Annotated in this window: 15 protein-coding genes, 1 pseudogene and 1 riboswitch; of the genes and pseudogenes, 7 read left to right on the forward strand and 9 right to left on the reverse strand. The window is 70.0% G+C overall.

Translation table 11 applies throughout. The features are described from left to right. Nucleotides 1–23: 23 nt before the first annotated feature. Together ACLJPX_RS30340 and ACLJPX_RS30345 are read right to left on the reverse strand one after the other, a co-directional pair. Nucleotides 24–1589 carry an ABC-F family ATP-binding cassette domain-containing protein gene (locus tag ACLJPX_RS30340; protein WP_410603899.1) on the reverse strand — a complete coding sequence of 522 codons (1566 nt, stop codon included), beginning with the start codon at nucleotides 1587–1589 and terminating at the stop codon, nucleotides 24–26. Between the two features lie 212 nt (nucleotides 1590–1801). Then, nucleotides 1802–2468, reverse strand: a pseudogene (locus tag ACLJPX_RS30345) (HNH endonuclease); the annotation flags it as partial. 179 nt (nucleotides 2469–2647) lie between these two features. On the opposite strand from ACLJPX_RS30345, the gene ACLJPX_RS30350 reads away from it, so the two are divergent. Further along, entirely contained in the window at nucleotides 2648–3736 is a 1089-nt protein-coding gene (locus tag ACLJPX_RS30350) for a dihydrofolate reductase family protein (RefSeq protein WP_410603901.1), read from the forward strand. 200 nt (nucleotides 3737–3936) lie between these two features. Here ACLJPX_RS30350 and cobN read toward each other — a convergent pair whose 3' ends face one another. From cobN to ACLJPX_RS30375, 5 genes are all read right to left on the reverse strand, one after another. Further along, nucleotides 3937–7518 (reverse strand): cobaltochelatase subunit CobN, encoded by a 3582-nt coding sequence (cobN, locus tag ACLJPX_RS30355; RefSeq protein WP_410603903.1) that lies wholly within the window; start codon nucleotides 7516–7518, stop codon nucleotides 3937–3939. A gap of 53 nt (nucleotides 7519–7571) precedes the next feature. Further along, nucleotides 7572–7647, reverse strand: a riboswitch (cobalamin riboswitch). 397 nt (nucleotides 7648–8044) lie between these two features. After that, a complete protein-coding gene (locus ACLJPX_RS30360) occupies nucleotides 8045–8710 on the reverse strand; it encodes a Clp protease N-terminal domain-containing protein (protein ID WP_410603905.1) in 666 nt (221 codons plus the stop codon). After that, nucleotides 8707–8952 carry a helix-turn-helix transcriptional regulator gene (locus tag ACLJPX_RS30365; protein ID WP_101605726.1) on the reverse strand — a complete coding sequence of 82 codons (246 nt, stop codon included), beginning with the start codon at nucleotides 8950–8952 and terminating at the stop codon, nucleotides 8707–8709. The genes ACLJPX_RS30360 and ACLJPX_RS30365 overlap by 4 nt, the downstream gene beginning before the upstream one ends. 3 nt (nucleotides 8953–8955) lie before the next feature. Further along, nucleotides 8956–9807 carry an ABC transporter permease gene (locus tag ACLJPX_RS30370; protein WP_410603907.1) on the reverse strand — a complete coding sequence of 284 codons (852 nt, stop codon included), beginning with the start codon at nucleotides 9805–9807 and terminating at the stop codon, nucleotides 8956–8958. Further along, nucleotides 9804–10712: an ABC transporter ATP-binding protein gene (locus ACLJPX_RS30375; RefSeq protein ID WP_101605728.1), complete on the reverse strand. Its 909-nt coding sequence runs from the start codon at nucleotides 10710–10712 to the stop codon at nucleotides 9804–9806. The genes ACLJPX_RS30370 and ACLJPX_RS30375 overlap by 4 nt, the downstream gene beginning before the upstream one ends. Before the next feature lie 98 nt (nucleotides 10713–10810). Here ACLJPX_RS30375 and ACLJPX_RS30380 point away from each other — a divergent pair, with 98 nt between their 5' ends. Genes ACLJPX_RS30380 through ACLJPX_RS30390 form a run of 3 tightly spaced genes read left to right on the forward strand, consistent with a single transcriptional unit; the run spans nucleotide 10811 to nucleotide 14030 of the window. After that, a complete protein-coding gene (locus ACLJPX_RS30380; RefSeq protein WP_410603910.1) occupies nucleotides 10811–11908 on the forward strand; it encodes a precorrin-3B synthase in 1098 nt (365 codons plus the stop codon). After that, entirely contained in the window at nucleotides 11905–12528 is a 624-nt protein-coding gene (locus ACLJPX_RS30385) for a precorrin-8X methylmutase (protein WP_101605730.1), read from the forward strand. Before ACLJPX_RS30380 ends, ACLJPX_RS30385 begins: the two co-directional genes overlap by 4 nt. After that, nucleotides 12525–14030, forward strand: coding sequence for a precorrin-2 C(20)-methyltransferase (locus ACLJPX_RS30390; RefSeq protein ID WP_410603912.1), 1506 nt, complete (start codon nucleotides 12525–12527; stop codon nucleotides 14028–14030). Before ACLJPX_RS30385 ends, ACLJPX_RS30390 begins: the two co-directional genes overlap by 4 nt. On the opposite strand, the gene ACLJPX_RS30395 is transcribed toward ACLJPX_RS30390, so the two are convergent. Then, nucleotides 14021–14650, reverse strand: a complete 630-nt coding sequence (locus ACLJPX_RS30395; RefSeq protein WP_233224285.1) for a LuxR C-terminal-related transcriptional regulator — start codon at nucleotides 14648–14650, stop codon at nucleotides 14021–14023. The two genes, ACLJPX_RS30390 and ACLJPX_RS30395, sit on opposite strands and share 10 nt — an antisense overlap. A 94-nt stretch (nucleotides 14651–14744) precedes the next feature. Between ACLJPX_RS30395 and ACLJPX_RS30400 the strand changes: the two genes are divergently transcribed. Together ACLJPX_RS30400 and helR are read left to right on the forward strand one after the other, a co-directional pair. Continuing rightward, complete coding sequence (locus ACLJPX_RS30400) at nucleotides 14745–18416, forward strand: hypothetical protein (RefSeq protein WP_410603914.1); 3672 nt, start codon at nucleotides 14745–14747, stop codon at nucleotides 18414–18416. Nucleotides 18417–18524: 108 nt separating this feature from the next. Next, nucleotides 18525–20702 (forward strand): RNA polymerase recycling motor ATPase HelR, encoded by a 2178-nt coding sequence (helR, locus tag ACLJPX_RS30405; protein WP_410603916.1) that lies wholly within the window; start codon nucleotides 18525–18527, stop codon nucleotides 20700–20702. Nucleotides 20703–20766: 64 nt separating this feature from the next. Here helR and ACLJPX_RS30410 read toward each other — a convergent pair whose 3' ends face one another. Further along, a complete protein-coding gene (locus ACLJPX_RS30410) occupies nucleotides 20767–22815 on the reverse strand; it encodes an RICIN domain-containing protein (RefSeq protein WP_410603918.1) in 2049 nt (682 codons plus the stop codon). Between the two features lie 231 nt (nucleotides 22816–23046). Between ACLJPX_RS30410 and ACLJPX_RS30415 the strand changes: the two genes are divergently transcribed. Further along, entirely contained in the window at nucleotides 23047–24105 is a 1059-nt protein-coding gene (locus tag ACLJPX_RS30415) for a hypothetical protein (RefSeq protein WP_410603920.1), read from the forward strand. The last annotated feature ends 6 nt before the right edge of the window (nucleotides 24106–24111 follow it).

Below are 24111 nucleotides of genomic sequence, written 5' to 3' on the forward strand. Positions count from 1 at the left end.
CCGCCCTTACCACTCACGAGGCTTTACCGCTCCAGCCATCTCGTGATGCCGATGTCCTTCAGGAACGGCCGGTCGTGGCTCGCCACGATCAGCGTGCCCCGATAGGCCAGCAACGCTTCGGTGAGCCGCCGCACGCTCGCCAGGTCGAGGTTGTTCGTCGGCTCGTCGAGCAGCAGCAGTTTCGGCGTGGGTTCGGTCAGCAGCAGCGCCGCCAGCGCCGCCCGGAACCGTTCCCCGCCGGACAACGACGCCACCTCACGGTCGGCCGCCTTGCCACGGAACAGGAACCGCGCCAGCCTCGCGCGGATCTCGTTGTCCGTGAGCGACGGCGCGACCAGGCGCACATTGTCCACAATGGACATAGTGTCGTCGAGGATGTCGATCCGCTGGGGGAGCAGCCTGCTGGGGACGAACAGCCGCACTTCGCCCGAGCGCGGCGGGAGCTCGCCGGTGATCGTGCGGAGCAGGGTCGTCTTCCCCGACCCGTTCGGGCCGACTAGCGCGATCCGCTCGGGGCCCATGACGTGCAGGTTCACCGGCGGGCCGAACCGGGGTTCGGCGTCGATCCGGAGCACGTCCGTTCCCCGCGCGACCGTCGTCTCCGGCAGCTCGACGCGGATCTCGGCGTCCTCGCGCACCAGCTCCTCGGCGGCCTTCAGCGCTTTGACGGCGTCCTCCAGCCGGTCGGTGTGCAGGTTCCGGTACTTGCCGGCGGCGATCTGCGCGTCCTCCTGGCGTTTGCGCATCCGTCCCTTCGGTTCGCGTTTCTGGTCCCACATCTTCTGGCCGTAGCGGGCGCGCCGGGCGAGGGTGGTCCCGGCCTCGATCAACTCCCGCTTCTGGCGTTTGACGCACGCTTCTGCCGCTCGCACGTGTCTGCGCGCGGCTTCCTGGGCGACCTCGACGGCGTGCTCGTAGTCCTCGAGGTTGCCGCCGTACGTGGTCACCTCGCGGTCGCGGACCTCGACGATCCGGTCGACCAGCCGGAGCAGTTCGCGGTCGTGGGAGACCACCACGAGAATCCCGCTCCAGCCCTCCACCTCGCGATGCACGAGTTCGCGTGCCCGCAGGTCGAGGTTGTTCGTGGGTTCGTCGAGCAGCAGCGCGGCGGGCCGCCGCAGGAGCAGGGCGGCCAGCCCGAGCAGCGTGAGTTCGCCGCCGGACAGCTCACCCGCCCGCTGGTCGAGGCGGACGGCACCCAGCCCGAGCCGATCGAGGATCGCGCGGATGCGTTCCTCGACGTCCCAGTTGTCGCCGATGGCGGCGAAGTGCTCCTCGGTGGCGGCGCCGCTCTCGACGGCCCTGATCGCCGCGCGGATCGCGGTGACGCCCAGCACGTCGTCGACGCGGCGGCCGGTGTCGAGGGCGAGGTTCTGCGGCAGGTACCCGAGCTCGCCCGGTGCGGTGACAGAGCCCGTGGTGGCCTTCAGCCTGCCCGCGAGCAGGCGCAGGAGCGTGGACTTGCCGGATCCGTTGGTGCCGACCAGGCCGGTGCGGCCGGCCCCGATGGTGAGCGAAAGGCGCTCGAACACCGGGACACCGTCGGGCCAGGTGAAGGTGACGTCGGAAAACGTCAAGGAAGAAGACATGAGACTCCCTGCGAAGGAGGTGGGATGAGGGCGCAGGTTCGTCTCAGAAGATCACCGGACCACCGTAGCCGGGCGGCGGTCCCGGTGCGACCGATTTAGCGGGGGCAGCCAGTCGGTGCCAGAGGCCGGTGGCCGTTTCGTGGCAACGGAGTCAGAACGATGGTTCCTCGGTGCGGGGTGTGTGCAGCGGCCGAGGCTTGCTGTCGTAGGCCTGGCCGGTGGCACCCTGGTCTCCGGCATTCGCGGTCGCGGACTCGGACGAACTCGTCAAGACCGGCCGTCGGTCGATACCGGTCCCGGCCGAGATCCGCGACCTGGCCTGACAGCGGGTCGGTGATGATCCGCCGCAGCACCGTGTTGGGTCCGCTCGCGATGTGCCGCGCCAGCGACGCCGGGATGTGGCCGTGTCCGGCCATTTCCGTCGGTTCGTCGTTGAGGCCGAGGTAGGTGAAGAGGTCCATATAAAGGAATACTTCGGCGCGTTCACTTTTCCCGCCGGTGCCGCCCAACAAGAGGTCGAGGGCGACGTCGGCGCGAAGCTGGTCCAGAGTGCTTTCGCGGGCCTGCTCGCAGCTCGGCATTCTTACCGGGCAACCGGTCTTCCAGCAGGGCATCAGCGGCGAGCGCGTGCTCGTCTGACAGCCACGCGGTGGCCGTGACGACTTTCATCGCGCCGAACCCGTCCACCTGACCCTTGTCCATCAAGCCAAGGGTGCGGGGCAGCCTGGTGGTCAACGCCTCGGCGGCGGCGACCAGCCGGGCGATCCCCACCGACGCCGCTTGCGCGAGGGCGACGGATTCGTTGTCTTCCAACGAATCCACGGCGGTATTGATGGCCTTCAGGTTGTCGGGGTCGGTGATTTCCTCAAGTAGCGCCACAGCGGTGGCTCGGTAAGTGTCCACCCGACGAACCTACGATCCCTCACCGACAGTTCTGGATCTTGTGGCTGCCGCCGCCGTCACCGAATTTCGGTAATCGAGGACCTGGCACAAGCCCGACGCCCGAGAGACAGTCTGTCACCTCGGCGACCCGCGACCGGCCGGGGCATACTGGCGGCGTGACCGAACGCCCCCACGTCCTGCTGTCCGCCGCGGTCTCGCTGGACGGCTACCTCGACGACGCGACCGACACCCGGCTGGTGCTGTCCAGCCAGGACGACTGGGCCAGAGTGGACGGCCTGCGCGCGGCGTCGGACGCGATCCTCGTCGGCGCGAACACGGTCCGCGCGGACAATCCCCGGCTGCTGGTCCGTTCGCCGGAACTGGTCGCCGAGCGGGTCGCGGCCGGGCGTCCGGAACAGCCGGTCAAGGTCACGCTCACCCGGAGCGGCTCGCTCGATCCGGCGGCACAGTTCTTCACCGTCGGGGACGCGGAGAAGCTGGTCTACGCGCCGCCCGGTGTCGTCACGGGCGTGAAGGCGACCGTCGTCGAACTGGCGGGCCTGCGGGAAATGCTGGCCGACCTGCACGCGCGCGGCATCCGGCGGCTGATGGTCGAAGGCGGCGGCGCGATCCACACCCAGTTCCTCACCGAGGGACTCGTCGACGAACTGCACCTGGCGGTCGCGCCGTTCTTCGTCGGCGATCCGCGCGCGCCTCGGTTCACCGGTCCGGGCGCGTTTCCTCGCGGGCTCACCCTGGTCGACAGCACTCGGCTGGGTGACATCGCCGTCCTGGAGTACCACGCGACGCCGGAACCGTCCGAAGTGGACATTCTGCGGCTGCGCGAGGCCATCGCGCTGGCCGAGAACTGCCCGCCGCGCACCTTCCGCGTCGGCGCGGTCATCACCGGCGCCGACGGCGAAGTGATCTCCACCGGTTACTCGGGCGACGGCGATCCTAACAACCACGCGGAAGAAGCCGCGCTCGCCAAACTCGAACCAGGGGACCCGAGACTGGCGGACGCGACCATGTACACGTCGCTGGAGCCGTGCAGCTCCCGGACGTCACATCCGCGGAGCTGCACCCAGCTCATCCTCGACGCCGGAATTCCCCGCGTCGTGTTCGCCTGGCGCGAGCCGTCGGTGTTCGTCGACTGCGTCGGCGCCGAAACGCTGGAAGCGGCCGGACGCCGGGTGGTCGAGGTGCCTGCCCTCGCCGCCGACGTCCGCCGCGCGAACACCCACATCCCGGGTGTCCGCCCCTGACCTACTTGCAGGCGTCGCAGCAGCCGCAGCCCTGACCGGTGCACGCCGAGCAGCAACCGTGGCGAAGCACGACCTTCAACAGACGCTTGATCATCGCTGTCCTCCCGATCGTTGTCATCCCACCGCCCTGTCACGCTAAGTTCTGCGCATACGACAGTGGTACCGCCGGGCGGGCCATGACCGCGCTCCAGCGGGTGATGTCAGGATTCGAGGTCCCCCTCCAGCGATAGGTAGACCTCGCGCAGCTGAGCCAAAAGGTCGGCGTCCGGCTCCGCCCAGAGCCCCCGATCGGCGGCTTCGTTCAGCCGCTCGATGATGCCGCGCAACGCCCACGGGTTGGCTTGGCGCAGGAACTCCTGGTTGACCTCGTCGAGCACGTAGGACTCGGTGAGCTTTTCGTACATCCAGTCTCCGACGACCCCGGCGGTGGCGTCGAAACCGAAGAGGTAGTCGACCGTCGCCGCCAGCTCGAAAGCACCCTTGTAACCGTGCTTGCGCATCGCCGCCAGCCAGCGCGGGTTGACCACGCGGGCACGGAAGACCCGGGCGGTCTCCTCGCCGAGGGTGCGGGTGCGGACCGCGTCCGGCGTGGTGCTGTCGCCGACGTAGGACGCGGGCGCGGTGCCGGTGAGCGCGCGGACCGTCGCGATCATCCCGCCGTGGTACTGGAAGTAGTCGTCGGAATCGGCGATGTCGTGCTCGCGGGTGTCGGTGTTCTTGGCCGCGACCACGATCCGTTTGTACGAGTTCTCCATGTCCTCGCGCGCGGGCCTGCCGTCGAGATCGCGGCCGTAGGCGAAGCCGCCCCAGACCGCGTAGACCTCGGCGAGATCCTTGTCGTCGCGCCAGTTCCCGGAATCCATCAGCGGCAGCAGGCCCGCGCCGTACGCGCCGGGCTTGGAGCCGAAGATCCTCGTGGTGGCCCGGCGTTCGTCACCGTGCGCGGCCAGATCCGCGCGGGTGTGGGCGCGGACGAAGTTCTGTTCGTCCGGTTCGTCCAGATTTGCGACCAGGCGCACGGCGTCGTCCATCAGGGCGATGACGTGCGGGAAGGCGTCGCGGAAGAAGCCGCTGATCCGGACGGTGACGTCGATGCGCGGGCGGCCGAGTTCGGCGAGCGAGATGGCCTCGATCCCGGTGACGCGGCGTGACGCCTCGTCCCAGACCGGCTGGACACCCAGCAGGGCCAGGACTTCCGCGGCGTCGTCACCCGACGTGCGCATGGCCGACGTGCCCCACACCGAGAGGCCGACCGAACGTGGCCAGTCGCCCGTGTCCTCCTGGTAGCGGCGGAGAAGCGAGTCGGCGAGCGCCTGCCCGGTCTCCCACGCGAGACGGCTCGGGATGGCCTTCGGGTCGACGGTGTAGAAGTTGCGGCCGGTCGGCAGCACGTTGATCAGGCCGCGCAGGGGAGACCCGCTGGGGCCCGCCGGGATGTAGCCGCCGTCGAGGGCGTGGAGCACGGCGTCGATCTCGGCGCCGGTGCCCGCCAGGCGCGGCACGATCTCGGTGGCCGCGAAGGTCAGCACGCGGGCGACGTCCTGGTGTTCCGGGACGTCGGCGACGACCTCGGCGACGGCGGCGGGGGACCAGTCACGGGCCTCCATCGCCTCGACGAGCGACCGGGCCTTCTGCTCGATGGCGTCCACTTCGGACAGTGGCGCGTCGCTGTTCTCCTTGAGGCCCAACGCGGAACGCAGTCCGGGAACCGCGCCCTGCTTGCCGCCCCACATCTGCTGGGCGCGCAGCATCGCCAGCACGAGGTTGATCCTGGCCTCGCCTTCCGGCGCGGCACCGAGGATGTGGAGGCCGTCGCGGATCTGGGCGTCCTTGACCTCGCACAGCCAGCCGTCGATGTGCAGCAGGAAGTCGTCGAACTCCGCGTCGTGCGGGCGTTCCTCGACACCGAGGTCGTGGTCGAGCTTCGCGGCCTGGATGAGCGTCCAGATCTGCGCGCGGACCGCGGGCAGTTTCGCCGGGTCCATCGCGGCGATGTTGGCGTGCTCGTCGAGAAGCTGTTCCAGGCGGGCCATGTCGCCGTAGCTCTCGGCGCGGGCCATCGGCGGGATCAGATGGTCGACGATCGTGGCGTGCGCGCGCCGTTTAGCCTGCGCGCCCTCGCCGGGATCGTTGATCAGGAACGGGTAGATCAGCGGCAGGTTGCCGAGGACGGCGTCCGGCGCGCAGGAGTCCGAGAGACCGGCGGTCTTGCCGGGAAGCCACTCCAGCGAACCGTGTTTGCCGAGGTGGACGACGGCGTGCGCGCCGAACTCCTCCTCCAGCCAGCGGTACGCGGCGAGATAATGGTGGCTCGGCGGGAGGTCCGGATTGTGGTAGATCGCCACCGGGTTCTCGCCGAACCCGCGAGGCGGCTGGATCATCAGGATGACGTTGCCGGACTGCAGGGACGCGAGCACGATGTCGCCGTTGTCGACGTAAAGCTCACCGGGAGCGGGACCCCAGTGCTCCTCCATCCCCTCGCGCAGTTCCGCTGGCAGCGCGGCGAACCACTCGCGGTACTTGTCGGCCGGGACGCGGATCGGGTTGCCGGACAGCTGTTCTTCCGTCAGCCACTCCGGATCCTGGCCGCCCGCGGCGATGAGCGCGTGGATCAGCGCGTCACCGTCGGGCTGGTCGGTCCCGGTGGGCTCGACGCCGGGGAACGGGTCCTCGCCGAGGTCGTAACCCCGGTCGCGCATGCGGCGCAGCAACTCGATCGCGGACGCCGGCGTGTCGAGGCCGACGGCGTTGCCGACGCGGGAATGCTTGGTCGGGTACGCGGACAGCATCAGCGCGATGCGGCGTTCCGGCGGCGGCGTGTGCCGCAGGCGGGCGTGGGCGAGCGCGATCTTGGCGACCCGGGACGCGCGCTCGGCGTCCGGCACGTACTTGGGGAGACCGTCGTCGTCGATCTCCTTGAACGAGAACGGGACGGTGATGAGGCGGCCGTCGAACTCGGGAACGGCCATCTGGTTGCCCGCGTCGAGCGGGGAGAGGCCGTCGTCGTTCTGCGACCAGGTCTCGCGGTCGCTGGTGAGGCAGAGGGCCTGGAGAATCGGGATGTCGAGCGCGGCCATCTCGGAGACGTCCCACGCCTCGTCGTCCCCGCCCGCCCCGACCTCGGAGGGTTTGGTGCCGCCGGCGGCCAGCACGGTCACCAGGAGCGCGTCGGCCTTGGCCAGCTCGGCCATCATCTCCGGCTCGCGGGTGCGCAGGGACGCGCAGTGGATCGGGAGCGCGCGGCCCCCGGCGTCCTCGATGGCGTCGGAGAGGCTGTGGACGAACTCGGTGTTCCCGGACAGGTGATGCGCGCGGTAGTAGAGGATCGCGATGACCGGACCCTCGGCGCGGGTGTTTTCTCGCTGGAGGACTCCCCACAGCGGCTGCACCTTGGGCGGCTCGAAGCCGTCGCCGGTGAGCAGGAGCGTGTCGCTGAGGAAGCGGTGCAGCTGGGTGAGGTTCTCCGGCCCGCCCTGCGCGAGGTACGCGTGAGCCTCGGCCGCGGTGCCCGCCGGAACCGTCGAGAGCTTCATGAGCTGCGCGTCCGGCGTCTGCTCGCCGCCGAGGACGACCACGTGCGCGCCACTCGCGCGGACCGTGTCGAGCCCCTCCTGCCAGCTCCGCTCGGATCCGAGGATCCGGACGACGACGATCTGGGCGCCGTCGAGCAGAGCGGGCAACTCGGCCAGGTCGAGCCGGGCTGGGTTGGCCAGCCGGTAGTCGGCCTCGCCGGCGCGGGCGCTGAGCAGGTCGGTGTCCGATGTGGACAGAAGCAGGATCACGGCAGTCCTCACTCGGGGTGTCCGCGCCCCGGGTCGTGCGGTCGCGACGGCCGGAGTTCCTGGCTTCCCCTCTCGTGGCTGGGAGGGGTGACAGTGGCGGGACCGCCCCGGACTCTCACCGGGTTCCTCCCTCTGCCGACGCGTGGGTTCACGCTCACTCTCCGGTGCGGTCCGGCGGGAGTCAAGGTGATGTGTCCGGCAGGTGGTGGGCTGGGGTGAGTGCTGGGTCGGCCAACCGGACCGACCCTGGTCCGGCCCTGTGGTCGCCCTGAAGTACGTGATGGCCCCCTTCCTTGCGTCTAGCGCAAGGAAGGGGGCCATCACGTACTTCGGCCAGGGGCGAGTGGGGAGGATTTAGGACGTTGAACGTCCGGAATCTTCCCCGCTCGGCTGGGTACCCGGGTTTGCGTGGTGCGGGCATGCCGAGGGCTCCAAAAGCCCGCACATTCACCACCATGGGGTGATTTCAGCAGGTAGCCACCGCTACCCGGCGCGACACCGAAACTCAGTCACCGCATTTAGTCGACTAATCGCGAAGCTCCTGAAGTCTCGCGACCTGCTCCCGCAGTGAAACGACCGCCTCGGCGAGATCCACCGGATCGACCGTCCCGGCCCACTCCCGGATAAGCCGGGACCGCAGGCGGACGACCTCCTTCTCCGCGTCGCGCACGATCGCCGCCTGGGCGTACTCCTGCGCGTCGACAGCCGCTTCCTTGCGTCGCCGGTGCTCGGCGATCTGGTCGCTGAGCAGGTCGATCTCGGGCGGCGGATCGGCAGGGCCACGAGCAGGGGAAGCCGGAGTACCCCAAACGGCGTTCTTGTCGAGCAGCGGAGCCCAGATCCGGGCGTAGGCCTCGCGAACCTGCTCTTCCGTCACACCGTGTTCGCCCAGCACGCGAGTCACTCCGCCACCGGCCGACGACAACGCGGCGAGCATCTCGAGGAAGCCGTCGTGCCGCAGCACTTCGCGGACTTCGGCGGTGACCGCGAAACCCGACTCGGTGCCCGCGGCGACGTCGGAAGCGGGCGCTTTCTCCAGTTGCCACACGAGGACATCGCGGGAAATCCCCAAGGCGCCGGGAAGTGCATACCCGACGCCATCGTCCAAAATGGCGAGCAGGAGTTCCTCCCCGCCGACCCGGTCCCGTCCCAGCCGGACGGCGTGCGCGTGCGCCCGCTCCACCAGGTTCACGCCGAACGCTCCGAAGAGGAGTCGCCGATCCGCGGGAAGGGGGCGGTGGAGAAGATGATCTCCACCGCCACCTCGAAGAATGCCGCGATCCGCAGTGCGAGGTAGAGGCTCGGGCTGTACTCGCCGCGTTCGAGATAGCCGATGGTCTGGTAGTGCACGCCCAGCGCATCGGCGAGCTCGCGGCGGGAGATGCCCCGTTCCGCCCGTAGCATCGCGATCCGGTTGTAAACGACCTCGCTCATGAACTAGCCAATTCGCTGCATCGCCTTTTCCCGTCGTGCCGCCACCGAGGACCCGGACTCACGCCGCGCCATGCGCCGAAGGACGACCGGGGCCAGTACCAATCCGATCACGGTCCACGCGGTCAGTACGCCGAGGGTCTCCCATGGCCGCCAAGACTGCCCGATCTCGATCATCACCGTCGAGTCCGGCAGCAGCGCCGAGCGCATGCCGAGGCCGAGCCAGTACATCGGGAACACCTGCCCGATGTACTGCAGCCATTCCGGCAGTGCGGTGATCGGGTAGAAGATCCCCGAGATCGCGCCGATTCCCAGGGTGGGCAGCATGATCAGGCCGATGCTGCGCGCGTTCGTGGTCAGTGAGCCGAAGATCGCGCCGATCGGCATGGTGGCGAGCAGGCCGAGCACCAGCACCCACAGCAGGCCCAGCCACGACGCCCACCCGCCGGGCGCGATGCCGTCGAACAGGATCAGGCTGGGGATCAGCACCAGCAGGATCCCGATGACCGTGCTGAAGGACACCGTGACGACCTTGCCGACGAGGTAGCCGATCATGCCGTTCGGCGTCGCCTTGGCACGCAGGAGCGTGCCGTCCTCGCGTTCGACGGCGAGGATGCCCGCCATGCCGAGCATGCCGCTGAACACGATCGACGCGCCCAGCACGCTCGGCACGGTGGCGGCGCCGAGCGAGAACTCCATGCCCGGCAGTTTCGCGTCGCGCATGAAGAACATGACGACGACGAAGATCGCCGGGAAGAGGAAGGTGTTGAACAGGTCTTCGCTGTTGGTCATCATCTGGCGGGCTTCGAGCCAGCCTCGCCGGATGCCCAGCCGCACGCTGTGCTGAACCGGGTTCATCGCGCATCCACCTCCGTGAGCGGGGATTCCGCCTGGCGGACCAGGGTCATGTAGGTGTCCTCGAGCGACGCCCGCCGGACCTCGAGGTCGCCGATGGCGTCCCCGTGCTGCTTGAACAGTTCGTGCACGTACTTCGTCGATTCCGTCGTCGAGTGCACGAACCGCTGGCCGTCCAGCGTCCAGCGCACCTCGGCCTCGCCGGCGATCTGCCTGCTCAGCGCGTCGGCGGAACCGTCGGCGACGATCCGGCCGTGGTTCAGGATCAGGATCCGGTCGGCCAGCTTCTCGGCCTCGTCGAGGTCGTGCGTGGTCAGCAGGATCGTCGTGTCGTCGTCATCGGTCAGCCGGTGCACGAGTTCGTGGAACTCGCGCCGCGCCTCCGGGTCGAGTCCGGCGGTCGGCTCGTCGAGGAACAGCAGTTCCGGACGGCCGACGATGCCGATCGCGACGTCCAGCCTGCGCCGCTGCCCGCCCGAGAGCATCCGGACCTTCTTGTCCGCGTGCGCGGTCAGCCCGACCGCGGCGACCAGTTCGTCCGGATCCCACGGCCGCTTGATGCGGTCGGTGGAATACGGCGCGTAGTAGCCGCCGAGGTGCTCCAGCAGTTCCCGCACCCGCCACTTCGCGTGGTCACGCCAGGCCTGGAGGACGACCCCCAGCCGCGCCCTCCAGTTCTCGTCCGCGTGCGCCGGGTCGACGCCCAGCACGCTGACCTCGCCTTCCGAGCGCATCCGGAAGCCTTCGAGGATCTCGATCGTCGTGGTCTTGCCCGCCCCGTTGGGACCCAGCAGGCAGATCACCTCGCCACGGTGCGCGGTGAAGTCGACGCCGTGGAGGACGTCGTTCGTTCCGTAGCGCATCCGGAGATCTTTGACGGAGATCATCACGTCTTGTGGATCTCTCATTGGTCACCCCCATCTCAGTGCTGCGACTGAATGTAGCACATCTACTACATATGATCTGAGAGGTACTCTCGCTCCAGGTCGCCATCTACAGTGAGCGCATGTCCACGAGCACGCGTGTCCGAGCCGACGCGTGCCCCGGTGTTTTCGCCACGCACGACGCGGCGGACGGTCCGCTCGCCCGGATCCGGCTGCCCGGCGGGGCCATCACGAAAGACCAGCTCGGGGCTCTCGCGGACGCCGCCGACGACCTCGGGGACGGCGCGCTCCACCTGACCTCTCGCGGCAACATCCAGCTCCGCGGCGTCACCCGTCCCGGCCTCGCGGCCAGGCTTTCCGCGGCCGGACTCCTGCCTTCGCCGCCGCACGAACGCGTCCGCAACATCCTCGCCTCGCCCCTGAGCGACGTCGCCCAACGGCTCGCCCCGGCGCTCGACAGGGCCCTGTGCGCCGTTCCCGAGCTGGCCGAACTCCCCGGACGTTTCCTCTTCGCCCTCGACGGCGGCCGCGGCGACGTCGCGGGGGAGGGCGCCGACGTCTGCTGGCGTGACGGCGCGCTGCTGCTCGACGGCGCCGACACCGGCCTGCGCGTCACCGAGGAGCACGCCGTCGAGACGCTGATCTCGGTCGCACGCGCTTTCCTCCGCATCAGGGGAACCGCCTGGCGGATCGGCGAACTTCCCGGCACACGACCACTTCTTCGGGACATCCCGGGCGAAAAGGAAGAACCGCGGGTCTTCGACACGAACCCGGGTCTGCCCATCGGGCGCATCGGTGACGCCTTCGGAGTCGCGCCGGTCTTCGGCCGTCTGACCACCGGGCAGGCGCGCGCGATCGCGAAGGCGGGCAACGCGGTGGTGACGCCGTGGCGCTCGATCCTGGTCCTCGGCACGCTGGACGACGACGCCGGTCTGATCACCGATCCGGACACGCCGTCGCTCGGGATCAGCGCCTGTATCGGCCGTCCGGGCTGCGCGAAGTCGCTCGCCGACGTCCGGGCCGACGCGGCACGGGTCGGCCGGACCCCGATGGCCCATTTCGCCGGATGTGAACGGCGGTGCGGAAAACCCGCGCGCGAGCACGTCGACGTGCTCGCGACAGAGGACGGTTACCTGGTCGACGGGGAGTTCGTCCCGGTCGGCGAGCTGGCCGGGACGTTGGCGCGGAAGGGCAGTGCCGAAGTGAAGGGAAAGCAGTGATCGACTACCTCCGGGACGGTGCCGAGATCTACCGGCATTCGTTCGCCACCATCCGCGAGGAGGCGGATCTCGCGATCCTGCCCGACGACGTCGCGGTGCTGGCCGTGCGGATGATCCACGCCTGCGGGATGGTCGACCTGGTCGACGACCTCCGCTACAGCCTGGACGTGGTGGAATCCGGCCGCGCCGCGCTCGAGGCGGGCGCGCCGATCCTCTGCGACGCCAACATGATCGCGTCCGGGGTGACCCGCAAACGTTTGCCTTCCGCCAACGAGGTGCTGTGCACGCTGTCCGACCCGAAGGTGCCGGGGCTGGCCGAGCGGATGGGCACCACCCGGTCTGCGGCCGCGCTGGAGCTGTGGCGCGACAAGCTGCCCGGTTCCGTGGTGGCGATCGGCAACGCGCCCACCGCGTTGTTCCGCCTGCTGGAACTGCTCGACGAAGGGGTCGGTGCCCCGGCGGCGATCATCGGGGTCCCGGTCGGGTTCGTCGGCGCCGCCGAGTCCAAAGTGGAGCTCGCCGAGCGGGCGCCCGCGCCGTACCTGGTGGTGCACGGACGCCGTGGCGGCAGCGCGATGGCCGTCGCCGCGATCAACGCGATGGCGAGTGAGGTCGAATGAGCGGGCCCGGGAAACTCTGGGGTGTCGGGCTCGGGCCCGGTGACCCCGAACTGATGACGGTGAAGGCCGCGCGGCTGATCGGCGAGGCCGACGTCATCGCCTATCACAGCGCCCGGCACGGCCGGAGCATCGCGCGTTCGGTCGCCGAGCCGTACCTGCGCGACGGTCAGCTCGAAGAGAAGCTGGTCTACCCGGTCACCACCGAGACCACCGACCATCCCGGCGGCTACGAAGGCGCCATCGCCGATTTCTACGAGCTCAGCGCGAAAAGGCTCGCCGAACATCTCGACGCCGGACGTGACGTCGTCGTGCTCTGCGAAGGCGACCCGTTCTTCTACGGCTCCTACATGTACATGCACGAACGGCTCGCCGACCGCTACGAGGCGACCGTCGTGCCCGGCGTGACGTCGGTCAGCGCGGCGTCGTCGGTGCTCGGCCGCCCGCTGGTGCAGCGCGACGAGGTCCTCACCATCCTGCCCGGGACCCTGCCCGCGCCGGAACTCGCGCGCCGCCTCGCCGACACGCAGGCCGCCGCGGTGCTCAAACTCGGCCGTACGTTCGGCAACGTCCGCGAGGCGCTGGCCGAGGCCGGGAAGCTGGACGACGCCTTCTACATCGAACGCGCGACCTGGCAGGCGCAGCGCGTCGAGCCGTTCGCCGACGTCGACCCGGAGTCGGTGCCGTACTTCTCGCTGGCGCTGCTGCCCAGCCCGGCCTACGCGTCCCGGCTCGCCGACGAACCGGAGAGCCCGCGAAAGACCGAAACGCACACCGGTGGCGAGGTCGTGGTCGTCGGTCTCGGCCCGGCGGGCCCCGGCTGGCTGACCCCTGAAGCGGCCGAGGAACTGGCCGCGGCGGAGCACGTCGTCGGCTACGGCCCGTATGTCGCGCGGGTACCGCAGCGCGCGGGCCAGCAGCGGCACGCGTCGGGCAACCGCGTCGAGGCCGAACGTGCCGTCGAAGCGCTGGAACTGGCCGCGAACGGCGCCAAGGTCGCGGTGGTGTCCTCGGGCGATCCCGGCGTGTTCGCGATGGCGTCGGCGGTGCTGGAGCAGCTCGCCGCCGGGCACGGCACGGGGACGCGGGTGCGGATCGTGCCGGGGGTGACCGCCGCGCAGGCGGCCGCGTCCCGGGTCGGCGCGCCGCTGGGCCACGACTACTGCGTGCTTTCGCTGTCCGACCGGCTCAAGCCGTGGGAGATCATCGAACGGCGGCTCGACGCGGCGGGGGCGGCGGATCTCGTGCTCGCGCTGTACAACCCGGCCTCCCGCACCCGGACCACGCAGCTCGCGCAGGCCCGCGACGTCCTGCTCCGGCACCGCGCGCCGGAGACGCCGGTCGTCGTCGCCCGTGACGTCGGCGGTCCCGAGGAGGACGTCCGCGTGGTCACCCTCGGCACGCTCGATCCGGCGGAGGTGGACATGCGCTGCCTGCTGATCGTGGGTTCGTCGAAGACCCGTTCCGAGAACGGGATCGTCTGGACGCCCCGCAGTTACGAGTGACGCCCGAGCCCGGCGTTGCGCGCCTGGCCGAGCAGCACCTCGCGATCGACGGTGCCGGCCTTCGCGTGAATCGACGAGACCACGTTGCGCACGGTCTTGGGAGCGAGCCCCAATTGCCGTGCCACCTGCGTGATCGTCAACCCGCCCGCCAGGAGGTCCAGCACTTCGTGCTCGCGTGAGGTCAGCCGCGGGAACATCCGGACCGGCTCGGAGGCGGCCAGCAGGCCGTAGAGCCGGTCCGCCGCGCGTTCGCCGAACACGACCGCGCCCGCCGCGACCCCGCGGATGAACCGGACCAGGTCCGCGTGGCCGGCGGTCCGCGACAGGACGCCGCGGGCACCCGCGAGCATCGCGGCGACACCGAGTTCGCCGTCGCCGGGCGGGGTCAGCGCGAGCACGGCGGTTTCCGGCACGCGCGACGCCAGCTCGCGGGTCACGGCGAGCCCGTCGAGCGCGGGCGGGTGAACGGACAGGACGAGGACGTCCGGGCGCAGCACGGTGGCGTGCCAGACCGCTTCGCGTTCGTCAGGGGTATAGGCGACCACTTCCAGTTCCGAGGACTCGGGCGGCTCGGGGACACCCGCGAAGACCACGCTCACCACTTGGGTTCGAATCGGCACGCCATCGGTTGTAGCGCAGAACTTTTGTACAGTGTCCGGCCGTTTTGGGTGAACAATGACCATTCGATAACGCTTCGACGATCAGGGGGGCCTGGTGCCGAGACGCGAGCGCCCGCTGGGGCCGGGTGACGACGTCGTCGTGAGGTTCGCGGCGGATCTTCGCCTGCTCCGCGAGAAGGCGGGCGGGCCGACGTACCGGGACCTCGCCGCTCGCGCGGGCTACTCGGCCGCCGCCCTTTCCGAGGCGGCGGGAGGCCGGAAGCTGCCGGGGCTCGCGGTGACGTCCGCGTACGTCACCGCGTGCGGCGGGGATCTCCCGGCGTGGGAGGAGCGCTGGCGCGCCGTCGCCGCCGGGCTCGCCGCGGCCGACGGCGAACGCGACGACACCGAGCTCCCGTATCTGGGCCTGGCCGCGTTCCAAGCGACCGACGCCGACCGGTTCTTCGGCCGTGAGCGGCTGGTCGCCGAGCTGACCGGCAAGCTCGCGGAACGACGGCTCGTCGGCGTCTTCGGCGCCTCGGGGTCGGGAAAGTCGTCCGTCCTGCGAGCCGGGCTGGCGCCGTCGAGCGAACGCCCGGTCGACCTTCGCACGCCTGGAGCTCATCCGCTCGAAGAGGACTGTGCCGTCGCGGGGCGGCTGCTGATCGTCGACCAGTTCGAGGAGCTTTACGCGCTCTGTCACGACGAAGGCGAGCGCACCGCCTTCATCGACGCGCTGCTGGAGCTCGCGAGCGACGAGCACGGGACCCGGGTCGTCCTCGGTGTCCGCGCGGACTTCTACGGTCACCTCTGCCGTCACGCGGGTCTCGTGGAGGCCCTCACCGACGCACAGGTGATGGTCGGCCCGATGACCGCCGACGAACTCCGCACCGCGATCGTCGAACCCGCCGTCCGCGCGGGCTGCCGGGTCGAGGCGGCGCTGGTCACGACGCTCGTCGCCGACGCCACCGGCCAGCCCGCGATGCTCCCGCTGGTCTCGCACGCGCTGCTGGAGACCTGGCGGCGGCGGCAGGGGATCACGCTGACCAGCGCGGCGTACGAGTCGGCGGGCGGGATCCTCAACGCGATCGCGCAGACCGCGGAGGCGGTGTACACGGATCTGGAGCCGGACAGGCAGGCCCTCGTCCGGCAGATCTTCCTGCGGCTGACCGCGCTCGGCGAAGGCACCGAAGACACGAAGCGCCGTCTCAACCGGCGCGAGCTCGACGAAGATCCCGCGACGACGGAGGTCCTCGGACGCCTCGCCGACGCGCGTCTGCTGGTCCTCGACCGCGACGGCGTCGAGATCGCCCATGAAGCCTTGATCCGCGGCTGGCCCCGGTTACGCGACTGGCTCGCGGAGGACCGCGAAGGACATCGGCTGCATCGTCAGCTGGCCGAGGCGACCGACCTTTGGGAGTCGCTGGATCGCGACAAGGGCAGCCTCTACCGCGGTACGCGGCTGGGTCTCGCGGCCGAATGGGCGGCCAGGGCGCCGGACGCGTTGAGCACGCGCGAGCAGGAGTTCCTCCGGGCCGGACTCGACGCGGAAGCCGAGGAGACCGCTGTCGGCCGCAAACGGACACGGAGGCTGCGAAGGCTTGTCGCGCTCCTCCACGTGCTGCTGATCCTCGCGGTCGTGGCCGTCGTGTACGCCGTCGACGCCGGGAACACCGCGACCGATGAGCGGAACGTGGCGCTCGCGCGCAAGGCCGTCGTCGACGCGAAGACGCTACGGGAGTCGAACCCGGCGCTGTCGACACAACTCAGCCTCGCCGCGTACCGGCTCGCGCCGATCCAGGAGACCCACGACGGTCTGCTCGCGTCCATGGCGGCGCCGTTCGCCACCAGGATGACCTTCGACCCCGGTGACGTCACCGTCGTGCTGGGCGGGCGGCTCATGGTCACCTCCGACTCCTACCGCGCGACGCAGGTGTGGTCCATCGCCGATTCCCGGCGTCCGGAACTCCTGTCGACGCTGCCCGGTTCGGAAGCGGTTCGCGGCCCGCTCGCGTTCAGTCGCGACGGACGGGCGCTGGCGACCGCCACCCGGGAGCACGCCGTCCGGCTCTGGGACCTGACCGATCCACGGAATCCGGTGCGGAAGGCGGACGTCACCGGGCACCGGGAAGTGGTGATCTCGGTCGACTTCGGCCCCGACGGCCGCACGCTCGTCACCGGATCCGACGACCGCACCGTGCGGCTCACCGACGTCACCGACCTCGGGGCGCCGAAACCGTTCGTGGTGCTCGGAGGGATCCCGGACGGGCAACTCGCCCGGGCCGCTTTCAGCCCCGACGGCAGCCTGCTGGCGGTCACGAACACGAACTGGACGGCGGAACTCTGGGACGTCACCACCCCGGCCGCGCCGCGGCGGCGCTCCGTCCTTTCCGGACACAAGGATCTGCAGCTCACCCCGGCGTGGAGCCCGGACGGCAGACGGCTGATCACCACCAGCTGGGATCGCACGGCCCGGCTCTGGGACGTCGCCGATCCGGCGTCGCCGCGGCCGCTGTCGACGATGACCACCCCGGCCGTGGTCTGGGCGGCCGGGTTCAGCCCGAGCGGCAGGCTGGTGGTGACCGCGGGGGACGACCAGTCCGTGCGCGTGTGGGACGTCACGGGAGCGGCGGCGAAGGAACTGCCGCCGCTGTCCGGGCACACGAACGCCATCTGGTGGACCGGGTTCACCCCGGACGGCAAGACCATCGTGTCCACCAGCGCGGACCGGACCGTCCGGTTGCAGGACGTCGGCGAACTGGCACTGGCCTCGAGCGCGGGCTGGAACGTCGGCACGTTCACCGAGCAGGGGCGGATCCTCGTCACCTCCGGGGACGACGTGCGGCTCTGGACGATGGACGACCTCCGCGCCCCGCGACAGCTCGCGAAACTCCCCGGACCGGCCACGGTCACCGCCGTCGCGCTCAGCCCGGACAAGCGCAGCCTCGCGCTGGCCGCGCACGACGGCGCGGGCGTCGCCGGGACGTTCCTGCTCCAGCGCTGGGACATCAGCGATCCGACGGCGCCGAAGCTGACGGCCTCCACCGAGGTCAAGCCGACGTATTCACTCGCGTTCAGCCCGGACGGGAAGACGTTCGCCTCCGGCCACGACGACGGGCCGATCCAGCTCTGGGACGTCGGCGATCCCCAGCGGTTCGCCGAGCCGCGGACCCTCCCGGTCGGTGACGGCACGGTGTGGTCGCTCGCGTTCACGCCCGACGGGCGGACGCTCGTGGGCAGCCAAGGTCTCAGCTCGTCGGCGGTGACCTTGTGGGACGTCGCCGATCCGAAGCGGCCGAGTCTGGTGTCGACCCTGCGGCCCGACGCCGGCGCCCTGTTCAAGATGGCGCTCAGTCCCGACGGCCGGACCGTCGCCGCGGGCAGCAGCGACCGGAACGTCTACCTGTGGGACATCGCCGATCGCGCGCACGCCGTGCGGCTGGCGAAACTGGGCGGCAACCCCGAAGGCGTCGGGCATCTCGCGTTCGGCCCGGCGGGGCGGGAACTGGCTGCGTCGGCGTTCCGGACGGTGCGGGTCTGGGACCTCGCCGATCCCCGGAACCCGGTGGAGCGCGCGCAGCTCACCGGGTTCGCCGCGACGGTCAACTCGGTGGCTTACCGGGACGACGGGCAGACGCTCGCGATCGGGAGCAGCGGTGTGCAGCTGTGGCAGACGAACACGGATCGGGTGGGCGAGGAGATCTGCCGGTTGGCGACGCCGAGGATCACGAGGGAGGAGTGGGAGAGGTACTTTCCGGGGCTCGAATACGCGCCACCGTGCGGATGACCGACTCTCTCCGTAATAAACATATAGCGCATGGGGGGACTTGCCACAAGACCCCGGTCATGCTTCAAACTCACTCGCCGTAGCCGAAACCTGGCGAAATGGGAGTCTGTGTCAACTCAGGGTCATGAAGAAGAGCTGCGGTCCGAACGCGAGTACGTCGCCGGGCTCTACACGCGCTTGGACGCCGAACGCGCGCGGGTGAAGGGGGAGTTCCAGGCCGCGCTGGGCGGAACCGGCGCGACGGCCATGGAACGCGACGTCGAGGTGCGTTCGCTGGCCAGGGAGTCGCGGCGGCTCGACGTCGTGGACAACGGCCTGTGCTTCGGCAGGCTGGACAGCGACGCGGGGGAGACCTTCCACATCGGCCGTATCGGTCTCTTCGACGAGGACAAGGACTACGAACCGGTACTCCTCGACTGGCGGGCGCCGGCGGCACGGCCGTTCTACACCGCGACCGCCGCGACACCGGAGAAGATGCGCCGCCGTCGCCAGTTCCACACGCACGGGCGTGCGGTGACCGGGTTCACCGACGAGGTGTTCGGCCGCCCCGGCGGGGACGCGGAAGGCGACGCGGCGCTGCTCGCGGCCGTCAACGCGCCGCGCGGTGAGGGGATGCGCGACATCGTCGCGACCATCCAGGCCGAGCAGGACGAGATCATCCGGCACGAGCACCCCGGTGTGCTGGTGATCGAGGGCGGACCGGGCACCGGGAAGACCGTGGTCGCGCTGCACCGCGTCGCGTACCTGCTCTACACCCAGCGCGAGCGGATGGAACGCCACGGCGTGCTCGTGGTCGGGCCGAACCCGGCGTTCCTGCACCACATCGGCCGGGTCCTGCCGTCGCTGGGCGAGACCGACGTGGTGTTCATGACCACCGGCGATTTCGCCCCCGGCAAGCACGTCACCGCCGAGGACGGCCCCGAAGTGGCGCGGCTCAAGGGTTCGCTGAAGATGCTGGACGTCCTGGCCGCCGCCGTCGCCGAACGCCAGCGGTTGCCGGAGGAACCGCTGGCGATCGACCTGTCCGACGTCACCGTCCGGGTCGACGCCGAGACCGCGGAGTGGGCCAGGGACGAGGCGCGCAAGAGCGGCCTGCCGCACAACGAAGCGCGGGTGACGTTCACCGAGATCGTCACCTATGTCCTGACCGAGCGGGCGATCGCGCGGATCGGCCGCGGCTGGCTGAGCCGGGACGACCGCGACGAATGGGAGCGGCTGCGGAAGGACCTGCTGAAGGAACTGGCGGAGAGCGAGACGTTCACCGCCGCGCTCGACGCGCTCTGGCCGATCCTGACGCCCGAGAGCCTGCTCGGGTCGCTCTACGCGTCACCGCAACGGCTGACGGCGGCCGGTGCCGACCAGGCGCTGCTGCGCGCCGACGGGGAAGCCTGGACGGTGTCGGACATGCCGCTGCTCGACGAACTCGTCGATCTGCTCGGCCGTGACAAAGCGGCGGAGCAGGCGGCGGAGAAGGCCGTCGAGCGGGAGAAGAAGGCCGAGGCCGAGTACGCCGAAGGTGTGCTCGACACGATGAAGCTGGACCGCGAGGAGATGGACGAGGACGTCCTGCTGTCCGCGGAAAACCTGCTCTTCGCCGACGAACTCGCCGACCGGTTCGTCGAGCACGACACGCGCAGCCTCGTCGAGCGGGCCTCGGCGGACCGGGACTGGACGTACCGGCACGTCGTGGTCGACGAGGCGCAGGAACTGTCCGAAATGGACTGGCGGGTGCTGATGCGGCGCTGCCCCAACCGGTCGTTCACCGTCGTCGGCGATCTGGCGCAACGCCGGTCCGAAGCCGGGGCGCGGTCCTGGGGCGCGATGCTGGAGCCGTACGTGCCGGGCCGCTGGGTCTACCGCTCGCTGGCGGTGAACTACCGGACGCCGGCGGAGATCATGGCCGTCGCGGCCTCGGTGCTCGCCGAGTTCGCGCCCGACGTCCGGGCGCCGGAGTCGGTCCGTTCCAACGGTGTCGCGCCGTGGGCGCGGCAGGTCACCGGGGATTCCCTGGCGGGGGCCATCGAGGAGTTCGTCAAGGACGAAGCGGGCCGCGAGGGCACCAGCGTGGTGATCGGGCCGCCGGGGGTGCCGGGCACGGTGCCCGCGTCGGAGACGAAGGGGCTCGAGTTCGACGCGGTCCTGGTGGTGGATCCGGTGCGGATCCTCGCCGACGGACCGCGTGGGGCGGCCGAGCTCTACGTCGCGCTCACCCGCGCCACGCAGCGGCTCGGGGTCCTCTACGGCGATGCTTTGCCGCCGGCGTTGGCGGGCCTGGCCGTCCAGTAAGCGTTGGGTCTCGTGAGTGGTAAGGACGGTTCTAACCGTCCTTACCACTCACGAGGTCACTGGCCTAGACGGTCGGCGTGACCGTCCACTGCTGCTCGTCGCCGTTGCTGTCGGCGTACTGTCGGACGAGGGCGCCGTTGTGCGTGGCGGAGTTCTCCACCGTGGGCAGGCCGCCGGTCTGAGCGTTGACCAGCTTCACCGCGCCGTTGCGCCCGGCGTAGAACACCCACTGCTGGTTCGCGCCGCCGTGGCAGTCCCACTGGCCGAGGTCCGCGCCGTTGGTCGCGCGGGAGCCCAGCACGTCGAGGCACTTCCCGGAGTTGACGTTCTTCAGCGTGTACTTGCGGTCACCCGCGTCGGCCAGCACCCAGCGCTCCTTGGGCGCGCCGCCGATGCAGTCCCACAGCTCGGTCTTGGCGCCCCGCGCGAGCGAGCCCTGGTCCGGCTGGTCCCACATGCCCGCGATCTGGAGGCAACGGCCGGACTGGAGACCCTTGAGGTAGACCTCGCCCGGCTGCATGGCCAGCGTCGCCGAGTTGTGGTTCACGTCGATGAGCCGCCACGCCTGGTTGCTGGCGTGGGTGTTGGTGTACTGCACGACCAGCGCGGCGTTCTCCGTGCCACCGCCCGCGACGGTCGCGGCCTTGCCGCTCTTGACGTTGCGTAGCTCGACCATGCCGAGGTCGCCCACCGGGAGGAACTCCCACAGCTGGGCGGTGTCGGCGGCGTTGCAGTCCCACTGCACGAGCTGGTCTTCGTTGTTCACGCCGCCGCCCGCGACGGTGAGGCACTTGAGCGAGTTGACGTTCTCCAGCTGGTAACGGCCGGTGCCGCGGTCGTGCAGGACCCAGCGCTGCTTGATCCCGCTGACGCAGTCCCACAGTTCGGTTCCGGTGCCGTTCGCGTGCGCGCCTTCACCGGGTCCCCACAAGCCCGCCACCTGCAGGCACCGGCCCGACTGGAGCCCCTTCAGCTCGATGACCATGCCCTCCTTGGGCTTGGCGAGGTCGAGCTTCGCCGCTTCGTGCTGCCCCTTGGCGAGGAAGTCGGTGAGCACCTTCAAGGTCGGGTTCTTCAGCGCCTCTTTGGCGGCGTTGACCAGGTTCGGCTGGAACCCGTCGCGTTCCGCGTTGGCCAGCACCTCCTGGACCTGGCGCAGTTTGACCTCGCGGTCCTTGGCGTTCGCGGCGTCGATGTCCCGCTGATGCGCGGCGTGCACGCCGGTGAAGATGAAGTCGCGGAGCGCCTTCGAGTCGGCGCTGTCGAGCGCGGCCCGCGCGGCCAGCCGCACCTCGGTGCCTTCGGTCTTGCGGTAGATCAGATCCACGAAATCGCGGTCGGAAAGGGCGAGCATGTTCGCGTCGGCCGCGACATTCATCGCCGCCGGTGCCGCCGACTCGCGGGCGGCTTTGTTCGCCCGCGCTTCTTCTTCCTTACGCTTGGCCTCGTCCGCGTCCGCCAATTCTTTCTGGCGATCGAGTTCGCGCAGGGCTTTGATATCGGTTCCGATGAACTTCTGCAACGCTTCCGGAGTCGCGTTTTCCGGGCGCAGCACCGCGGCGGCCCCGGTCTTCACCTGGGAACCGTCCTTCGCGTTCTGCCAGATCGCGAAAACGAAATCCTTGTCCGACATCGTGTAGATCTCGTCGCCGGGTTTCCAGCCGGGAACCTGGGTGACCGCGTCCTGGCGCAGCTTGCGCTTCGCGGCCTCGGCCTGCTCGCGCTCGGCTTCCTTCTTGATGTCGAGCAGCGCGGCCGTCCGGACGCCGGTCTTGATGAACCGGGTGGGCGCGTAGGAGTCCTCGCTGGTGAACGCCGCGAGCGCGGCACTCTTCAGCTCGCTGCCCTCTTTCGCCTTGCGCCACACCGCGACCACGAAGTTCATGTCGTTCAGCGCGAGCAGATCGCGGTTCTGCGGGATGGCGGCCCAGTCGAGCGCCTCCATCTTCTCTTCCACAGTGGACTGCTCGAGCGGCGCATCGGCGGCCACCGCCGTCGTGGCCGCGGCGGTACCGGTCAGCGGCACGGCCCCGGCGACCCCCGCGCCGAGTGACGTGACGAGCACGGCGAGTACGGCGACGCCGGTGGTCGCACGAATTCTCAAATTACGCATTCCGCGATAACTCCCCAGTTTTCGAATTCACTGAACTGCCCATCGCGATCACCCGGCAGCGCGTTACCTTGCCGGTCGTGTGAGCTGCTTCACCAGACTAAAGTAGTTCCCCGCTTGCTCGCGGAACAGTTCGTGAGGTTGGATCTGCTCGCAGTCTTCTCTGCATTTTCTTACTGGGGTCGGGGGCGGATCGGGTGATCCGCGAGAATTTCGGATGGCTAGGGGGATTCGATGACGACCAAGCGATCGTTGGCGACGATCGCGCTGCTCGCCGCGCTCGGCGCCGGGACCATGGTTCCGGCGGCGTACGCGGCCGATGCGGCGACGGCGGTGGGGGCGACCACCGCCCTGCCCGCGTGGAAACGGGATTTCGTGGTCCGGCTGACCGAGACCGATCCGCGGCCGGAGGTGGTGCTCGCCGCGTGGACCGCGTTGCGCAACGGCGATAGCGGGATCCTGGCGTTCATGGCGCCCGACGGCGGTTTCGCGAAGGCGAAAGCGCGTCATCTCGAGCAGGCGAACCGATACGACACCATCATCGCCAGGGTTTTGCGGACCACGACCCGCAAGTCCTCGCCCGCCGTCTGGCGTGCCGCCGATTTCGCTTCCCGCGGGGTGTTCAGCGACAAGGACCACTTCGTCAACACCGGCTGGGACGCGGCGATCGCGGAGGACGAACGGAACGAAAACCGCGAAGAGGAACAGGTCGCCCGGCAGGCGCAGGCCGACCGGGACTTCGTCGGCTCCCTCGCGAGCAACGATCCCGGCGCGTGGGTGCGTGCCGCCGCGACGCTGGCGGGCAAGGGCGACGCGGAACTGGCCGACTTCTTCAGGTTCGGCTGGGACACCGCCGCGCGCGGCGACACCGAGGCGCACCGCGTGCGCGTCGGGGACCAGGAAGCCGTCTGGCAGCACCGCGTGACCACGCTCCTTCGCGCGGCCGAGGAGGCCGAGACCGCTCTCGCGAACGCGGACGCCGCCTTGGTGGAGAAGGCCCGCGAGACCGCGGTGAACGCGTGGCGTGAGGTGTCCGGTCTCGCCGGGTCGGCCCAGCGCGGCTGGGACGCCGAACGGGCCCGCGCGGCCGGGCAGGCCGCGTCCTGGCGCGCCGTCGCCGACTTCGCGCGGACGGCGACCACCGCCCAGAACTGGCACGACATCTCCGAACACGCCGGGACGACGGGTACTTCGTGGGCAGGGGAGCGCGAGTGGGCCGAGGCGCAGGCGCGCCAATGGACCTCGCTGCTCGAGTCCGCGCGCGCGGCCGAAGCCCGCGTCGCCGCCGTCTGACCGTCA

It is taken from the genome of Amycolatopsis sp. lyj-90 (genome assembly GCF_046549035.1).
Taxonomy (GTDB): domain Bacteria; phylum Actinomycetota; class Actinomycetes; order Mycobacteriales; family Pseudonocardiaceae; genus Amycolatopsis.

Excerpts from the sequence above, each read along its gene's own strand:
- ACLJPX_RS30340 (WP_410603899.1), bottom strand. The coding sequence starts at position 1,589 with ATGTCTTCTTCCTTGACGTTTTCCGACGTCACCTTCACCTGGCCCGAC.
- ACLJPX_RS30365 (WP_101605726.1), bottom strand. The coding sequence starts at position 8,952 with ATGAGCGAGGTCGTTTACAACCGGATCGCGATGCTACGGGCGGAACGG.
- ACLJPX_RS30370 (WP_410603907.1), bottom strand. The coding sequence starts at position 9,807 with ATGAACCCGGTTCAGCACAGCGTGCGGCTGGGCATCCGGCGAGGCTGG.
- ACLJPX_RS30375 (WP_101605728.1), bottom strand. The coding sequence starts at position 10,712 with ATGAGAGATCCACAAGACGTGATGATCTCCGTCAAAGATCTCCGGATG.
- ACLJPX_RS30380 (WP_410603910.1), top strand. The coding sequence starts at position 10,811 with ATGTCCACGAGCACGCGTGTCCGAGCCGACGCGTGCCCCGGTGTTTTC.
- ACLJPX_RS30390 (WP_410603912.1), top strand. The coding sequence starts at position 12,525 with ATGAGCGGGCCCGGGAAACTCTGGGGTGTCGGGCTCGGGCCCGGTGAC.
- ACLJPX_RS30410 (WP_410603918.1), bottom strand. The coding sequence starts at position 22,815 with ATGCGTAATTTGAGAATTCGTGCGACCACCGGCGTCGCCGTACTCGCC.
- ACLJPX_RS30415 (WP_410603920.1), top strand. The coding sequence starts at position 23,047 with ATGACGACCAAGCGATCGTTGGCGACGATCGCGCTGCTCGCCGCGCTC.